5 protein-coding genes and 1 pseudogene are annotated in these 4024 nt (G+C 53.2%); 1 reads left to right on the top strand and 5 read right to left on the bottom strand.

Annotation, left to right across the window (positions count from 1 at the left end; genetic code table 11):
- Positions 1–1174 (top strand): alginate lyase family protein (locus CFN46_RS17305; protein ID WP_141103690.1); only part of this gene is annotated, 1174 nt, incomplete at its 5' end.
- 216 nt (positions 1175–1390) lie between these two features.
- Here CFN46_RS17305 and CFN46_RS17310 read toward each other — a convergent pair.
- The 5 genes and pseudogenes from CFN46_RS17310 to CFN46_RS17525 form a co-directional block, all read right to left on the bottom strand.
- Positions 1391–1756: a Lin0512 family protein gene (locus CFN46_RS17310; RefSeq protein ID WP_088744283.1), complete on the bottom strand. Its 366-nt coding sequence runs from the start codon at positions 1754–1756 to the stop codon at positions 1391–1393.
- Positions 1753–2145 carry a Lin0512 family protein gene (locus tag CFN46_RS17315; protein ID WP_088744284.1) on the bottom strand — a complete coding sequence of 131 codons (393 nt, stop codon included), beginning with the start codon at positions 2143–2145 and terminating at the stop codon, positions 1753–1755. Before CFN46_RS17315 ends, CFN46_RS17310 begins: the two co-directional genes overlap by 4 nt.
- A 61-nt stretch (positions 2146–2206) precedes the next feature.
- A complete protein-coding gene (locus CFN46_RS17320) occupies positions 2207–2584 on the bottom strand; it encodes a cupin domain-containing protein (RefSeq protein WP_088744285.1) in 378 nt (125 codons plus the stop codon).
- A gap of 126 nt (positions 2585–2710) precedes the next feature.
- Positions 2711–3739, bottom strand: a complete 1029-nt coding sequence (locus tag CFN46_RS17325; RefSeq protein ID WP_088744286.1) for an RHS repeat-associated core domain-containing protein — start codon at positions 3737–3739, stop codon at positions 2711–2713.
- 179 nt (positions 3740–3918) lie between these two features.
- Positions 3919–4024: pseudogene (locus CFN46_RS17525) on the bottom strand (IS5/IS1182 family transposase); the annotation flags it as partial.

Consider the following 4024-nt stretch of genomic DNA (forward strand, 5'->3'; position numbering starts at 1 on the left):
AACTGCCATTGGCTATCCGAGATTTCGTAGCGTCCTGTCATACCGCACCTATGCTGGATGTGCATGGGTCACATTAGCAAAAATGACTTTTCGTACAAAACCTAGAGCCGACACCCTGCTCGACCAACCCAACCCCACCGTAATGAACAAGAACTTTTTCCCGCCAAGCAAAGACAAGCATGACTACCTGAGTATCAGTCGCTATTGGTGGCCGGACGAGAGTCAACCAGAGGGACTACCCTGGGTTCGCAAGGACGGGCAGACCAATCCATCGACCCAGACAGATGATGTGGACCGTCAACGACTCGGGCGCATGGCTGAGGCCGTCAGTACGCTGGGGCTTGCCTACTATTATTCGGGAAATGAAAGTTATGCCAAGAAAAGTGCCAGCATGATCAATACCTGGTTTCTGGATGATGCCACTCGGATGAACCCACATCTTCAATATGCGCAGAGTGTTCCGGGTAATCCCAAGGGGCGTCGTTCTGGTATTTTGGATGGCCGACTGATTCCCCTACAGGTACTTGATGGACTAGTGCTTATTTCAGACTCTGAATACTGGAGTAATAATGATAATGACCAGATGAATGCCTGGCTGACGGATTACCTAGAATGGCTCACAAAGAGTGATCTAGGCATTCAAGGCGCGCAACAAACCAATAATCATGGCTCCTGGTATAAGTTCCAGATCGCGGCGCTGTCATGGTATCTGGGCAATGAAGAGCAGACCGAAGCTGCCATTGATGCCACCAAGGATAGCCTCAGCTATCAGTTTGCCGCTGACGGCTCACAACCGGAAGAGCTGGAAAGAACCCGCTCATTCTTCTACAGCACCTTCAATCTTGAAGCACTGACCAGTATTGCCATCATTGCGGATAAAGCGGGAATCCCAATCTGGACGTATCAGACCCCCAAGGGTAATAGCCTCAAATCAGCCATCGATTACCTGCTACCTGTGGCACAAGGCGAGCCTTGGGACTATCCCACACCGGGAATAGACCTTGCGTATCTCGCACCGTTGTTGGGCCGCATTGCCACACAGGCCGAGTCTCCCCAGTATGCGAAAGCACTCAAAAGCATTCTGAAAGACCTGGCCGCCAAACCTGACAAGAAAGACTATCAAAAAATCATCTACAATGACTTCGCCTTGCTATATCCACGTTATATGCAATGAATGCAAGAAAATTTCTTCTGACATGACCAACACCGCCAGACAGGCATGATGCCCGTCTGGCGGTGTTTTTGGAGATGAAGGCTGATTATTTGAGCATGCCTTCTGGCATTGTCTTGCCCAGTGTTTCTCTTTCCTTCACTTGGGCTGCCCATGTCAGTGAGTTAAATGCTCCCAATGAAAGGGGCTTTCCTTTGCGTTACACACTCGACGGCTCGTTCACTCGCACAATTGCCAGTCGTCATGTTCGATATCCAGCATCGCGGCGATGGCGGCGGTCGCCACGACGTGCGTGCGGCCATTGGCCTCGTCATGCACGTTGAGCCCGCCCTGCACCACCGTGACCTCGGCGCGCCCACGCGGCAACTCGCGCGTCACCACATCCACGTCAACGGCATCCGGTTGCTGCACACCGATGGTAACTTCGACGCGCATCTGCTGATGATCGATACCGAGCGACTGGAATAGCACGATGGAGGAATGGTGCAAGGCATCCTGTACTGCGCGGCAAGCCGCCTTGGTGTAGTCCTCACCATAGAGGTCATTGCCGGTGCCCATTTCGAGAATGATGCGCTGCTCGATCATGCCTGATCTCCTGCAACCTGTCCGGACGCGGTATTTTCAGCACCTGTGGCGACCATGTCGAAAGATACGATGATGGCGACATTGGCGATCACGCTCACACCGCTGCCATCCGGCTTGGCGACGTCCAGCCCGCCCTTGACGACCCGCACACTCGGCTGACCGTAAGGGAAGATGCCCAACAGTGCATCACTGTCGACCTCATCAGGTTGCTGTACGCCGACCTCAACCTCAATCAGCATCGCTTCCTTGGGAAAGCCGAAGGCATCCGCCACGTTCAATGAGTTATGCCACAGCGCGTCACGGATACCACGAGCCGCTGCCTCGGTGTAGTTCTGACTGCGAATCGAGGTACCCATACCAAACTGGGTCACCATTCGAGTTTTTGACATGACATCTCCTTAGCAGTTGCTGCCAGAGCGATATGATTACGCAATGTCAGTGAAGAAAGCGTCAAATCAAGTCATCACCGTGACGATCACGAATGACGAAATGCTTTGTCGTAGTCTCCAGTACTTCCCAATAGCCTTTGAAACCGTCTGGAATCAGAAAGGCATCGCCGGTACGGAACTCTTGTGCACTGCCATCCTCGGCAATCAAACGAATATGACCCAAGATCAGATAACAAAATTCATCACGCTGAGTAAATGCATGCCATTTGCCCGGCGTGCTCGTCCAGGTGCCGGCGATAAAGCCTTCGTCAGAACTTTGAAAGTGCAATCGCGTCTCATGATGAGGGTCGCCTTGCACCACGCGATTGGGAAGATCAGCCAAACGGCGATGAGAGGAGACACTTGCAGCGCTCTGAAAATCGATCACCTTGACTGTCATTGGAATCTCCAAAATAGATCTGAAGAACCGTCCTTTCCATCATCAGTGACATTGCCACTGATCAGGACACCTGCTCGCATACTCAGGCAAAAACAATCAATTATCCATACAAAATGTTCCGATTTTTTAATTAAAGCCAAGAAATTTCTTGATCCCGATACTAAGGCAACGCTTTTCGCTCCCCCCGCAGGCTGCTGGACAGTGTTCATGGCTTAACCTCAGCAGACCGATCCACCTCATCGGGTTGGGCGCGTACTGATACAGGTTCTCGCCGCCCATCAAACCGATGGGATCTTGAGTCGTGAAGCGCCCTACTGCGGGATCATAGTAGCGGAATCGGTTGTAGTGAAGGCCGGTTTCTTCATCGTGGTACTGGCCTTGGAAGCGTAGCGGATTGTCAGTGCTGGCACGCTCGCCATTGCCATCTTTCGCGCGTTCGAGCTGGCCCCAGGCACGGTATTGGCCTACCCAAACGAGGTTGCCGTCAATGTCAGCGACTTCCAGCGGTGTGCCGAGGTGGTCGGTCTGGAAGTAGTAAAGCTCAGCCGTTAAAGGCTGATAACCAGTATGGCGAGACTGACCAGTGCCGGTCTGCTGTTCGATTGCCTCGAAGCGCGTTTCCAGCTTCGCGGCGAGAATGAATCTATTGGCTTCAAATAGATAGCTCACGCGGTGCAGCGGGATAACATTCGCTAGATGGCCAAGCGTATGCTGACGCTGCGCGATAGGTGTCGAGTAGGAGCGGCTCGGGTCTTCTACCTCCAATTCGAGCAACGGCGCATAGGCCATGCCAGACAGATAGCCTTGGTATCTCTCTTCGCTTTGTAAAAGATCACCATCCCAGGTGAAGACAGTCAGCTCTGGAGCGTTGCCCTGCTGTGTCACCTGCTTCCAGATACGACGGCCCATGCTGTCGTAGGCATAGCGCGCGTGGGTCAGGGGGGCTGCATCATCCCCTGCTGCTGGTGCCTGGCCGCAACGGCTGGCTTCGACCATGCGGTGCTCGGCATCGTACTGATAATGCCATGTCTGGCCATTGGGCTCGATGCGGCGTGTCAGATTGCCGTAGGTGTCGTAGTGATAGTGGGTGCCAGCATAGCGCTTGAGCAGGTTGCCCATCGCAGAAGAGAGCTTGGGCGCATTGGGGAGGCTCACACTTGTGTAGGTTCATGAGTCGCAGCTTGCCGATGATTTGCTCGAGATACATGGGCTTTTACAGCACAGTAGCCATCACCTGGAGAACTATTTCAACGAACTTCGCGGCTGATGCTGAAAGGCGAACGATCCAGACACCGAGCAATCGCGTGCAGGCTAAGGACCTGAGATAAGCAAGCCTAGGTTCTGTACGAAAAGTCGGCTCGTAGACAGCGGCGTATGCAAGCTACGCATACCATCGCATAAAAGCTACGGGCCAACTTCTCATATCGCGTCGCAATACGA

Origin of the sequence: Cobetia sp. QF-1, assembly GCF_002213105.1 — a bacterium.
Classification (GTDB): domain Bacteria; phylum Pseudomonadota; class Gammaproteobacteria; order Pseudomonadales; family Halomonadaceae; genus Cobetia; species Cobetia crustatorum.